Source organism: Candidatus Thermoplasmatota archaeon (genome assembly GCA_034660695.1).
Taxonomy (GTDB): Archaea; Thermoplasmatota; E2; order UBA202; family DSCA01; genus JAYEJS01.
Genome location: JAYEJS010000047.1, coordinates 1 through 2,098, shown reverse-complemented (window position 1 = coordinate 2,098; position 2,098 = coordinate 1). Strand labels below are relative to the sequence as shown.

Genomic DNA, 2,098 nt, shown 5'->3' with positions numbered 1-2,098 from the left:
CCCGAAAACTCTGTTTTCCATCCCTCGTTTTCCTCCATCTGAAAATTTTAGAGGAATAGATTGTTTCTTCTCGTCACCCGAGGAGAAACAATTAGGTTACAAAATGGAGCTTATTCGTAGAGACTAATTGTATAGAAACGTTTATTGTCGATGGGCACATTAACAACTATCATGGCCGACATAAAGGTTCAAAACATTGTGGCATCTGCGTCCATCGCTGACATGCTTGACCTGAAAAGGATTGAGAAAGCATTACCCAACACCAAATACACTCCCGACATTTTTCCCGGGCTGGTACTGCGACCAAAGGAATTGAAGGCATCCTTTCTTTTGTTTACCAGTGGAAAAGTGGTGTGTACGGGAGCGAGGACCGTTGAGGACGTTGAAAAAAGTGTGCGGGGAATGATGGATATGCTCAGCCGTGCAGGGTTTAACGTTGCAGATAAACCAGATATTAATGTGCATAACATTGTTGCATCCGGCGACCTTCATGGAAAACTCGACCTTATAGAGACTGCAACTGCCCTAGCTAGGCCTTGAAAACGTGGAATATGAGCCAGAGATATTTCCAGGCATGGTGTACCGCCGTCCAGACCTTGGGGTGGTACTGCTGCTGTTCAATTCTGGGAGAGTGGTGTGTGTAGGAGCAAAAAAAAACCAGAGCAAGCTTTTAATGCATTCGGCCAGATTAGAGAAGAAATGGTGGAAAAAGGCCTGCTGTATTAATCTACCTGACAGGACTACACACCTGCAGAGCAGGACAACTTCAATCATCATAAATAATGCGACTGAGAATAACTTCATCAGCGCAGGTGTTATGAGCGATGTCACAAAAGATGAGAGCGATCACTACCTTGTATATGCAGTTTTTAATCCAAATGTGCCATGAGTCAACTTACAATGGCTTTTTGCCTATCCTTCTATCACTTCAACGTTTACCGCCTTTGGTCCTCTCGATTCTTCCTTTACATCAAATTTCACTTTTTGTCCAACCATCAATGGTTTATTTCCTTTCACTTCAGACTGGTGAACAAAAATATCTTCCTTCGTTCCTTCTGCCTCAATAAACCCATAAGATGTCATCCATCTTTTAACTGTTCCTTCCATTTTATTACCTTTATTATAGACAATATCCAACTGGTATATCTGTCTTTCTAAAATTTCGCAATAAAGAAAGAAATAGTGATTTGATTACCACAGCCCAAATCGGAGAAGAATTTAAAGATATATGACAAGGCAACTGACTTGGCACTGGGGCTTGATGGGGGTAGCAAAGAAACTTGAGGAAAAATTTGTCGGGCTTGATAAAAAAGCAATCGCCCAGAATGGGTCTTTGTTTCTAAGGGGCTTTTTGGCCCTATTATTTTTTATTTTTCTTTTCTTACTGGGAAGTTGATATTGCTATTAAAAGGGAGGATTTCCATGCGTATTTACCGGTAAATTTTGTTAGTTAATTACCTCTTTTTATCCAAATAATAAACCATATCGTAAAAATAAATCCAAAATTTTAAATTATTAATCTTGTTATTAATAATAATATATGATTACTTTAACTCTTGATACTTCATGTTTTAAATATCGTGTCCAAAATGAGTTAAATGAGTTAAAAAAATTACAAAAACAAGGGAAAATACAGGCATATGTTTTTTCAGCATCTTTTTGGGAGAAGATGCAAATTAACAAGGCAGAAGAAAAACCAATACAGTTATCGTCTTTTTTAAAAAAGTTGCAGTTAGCCAAGACGAAAGAGGAACGAGAAGAACTTATAAAATATAGGATACAACAGTTAAATGACCTTTCATACATGATGTCATTTGATGATAATGACAGATATGCAAAAAACTTGTCAAAAGTAACTGTACCTAATAAAATAGTCACTTTTAAATCAAATGAGATTGAACGAGTTTATCAAAAGGTCCGAGAAATTCACTCTCAAGAATTAAGAGGGAAAAGGATACGATATTTAAATGATAGGTAGATACAGATTAGGCTTCATCATATAAAAGGCTAACCATTTTTGAGATACCTCGTAGCTCAAAAAATTTCGTAAAAAATAAGAGAATCCCATCCTAATTTGATGAACCCATGGGATGGGATG

The 2,098-nt window shown here is 37.3% G+C and carries 2 protein-coding genes and 1 pseudogene; 2 read left to right on the top strand and 1 reads right to left on the bottom strand.

Annotation, left to right across the window (positions count from 1 at the left end):
* Positions 1–171: 171 nt before the first annotated feature.
* Positions 172–700, top strand: a pseudogene (locus U9O96_02445) (TATA-box-binding protein).
* Between the two features lie 212 nt (positions 701–912).
* On the opposite strand, the gene U9O96_02440 reads toward U9O96_02445, so the two are convergent.
* Positions 913–1,107 carry a cold shock domain-containing protein gene (locus U9O96_02440; GenBank protein ID MEA2053966.1) on the bottom strand — a complete coding sequence of 65 codons (195 nt, stop codon included), beginning with the start codon at positions 1,105–1,107 and terminating at the stop codon, positions 913–915.
* Positions 1,108–1,540: 433 nt separating this feature from the next.
* Here U9O96_02440 and U9O96_02435 point away from each other — a divergent pair, with 433 nt between their 5' ends.
* Positions 1,541–1,978 (top strand): hypothetical protein, encoded by a 438-nt coding sequence (locus U9O96_02435; protein ID MEA2053965.1) that lies wholly within the window; start codon positions 1,541–1,543, stop codon positions 1,976–1,978.
* Positions 1,979–2,098: the final 120 nt, after the last annotated feature.

What these genes read in the sequence shown, in the direction of transcription:
- U9O96_02440 (MEA2053966.1), bottom strand. Translation starts at nt 1,107, where the DNA reads ATGGAAGGAACAGTTAAAAGATGGATGACATCTTATGGGTTTATTGAG.
- U9O96_02435 (MEA2053965.1), top strand. Translation starts at nt 1,541, where the DNA reads ATGATTACTTTAACTCTTGATACTTCATGTTTTAAATATCGTGTCCAA.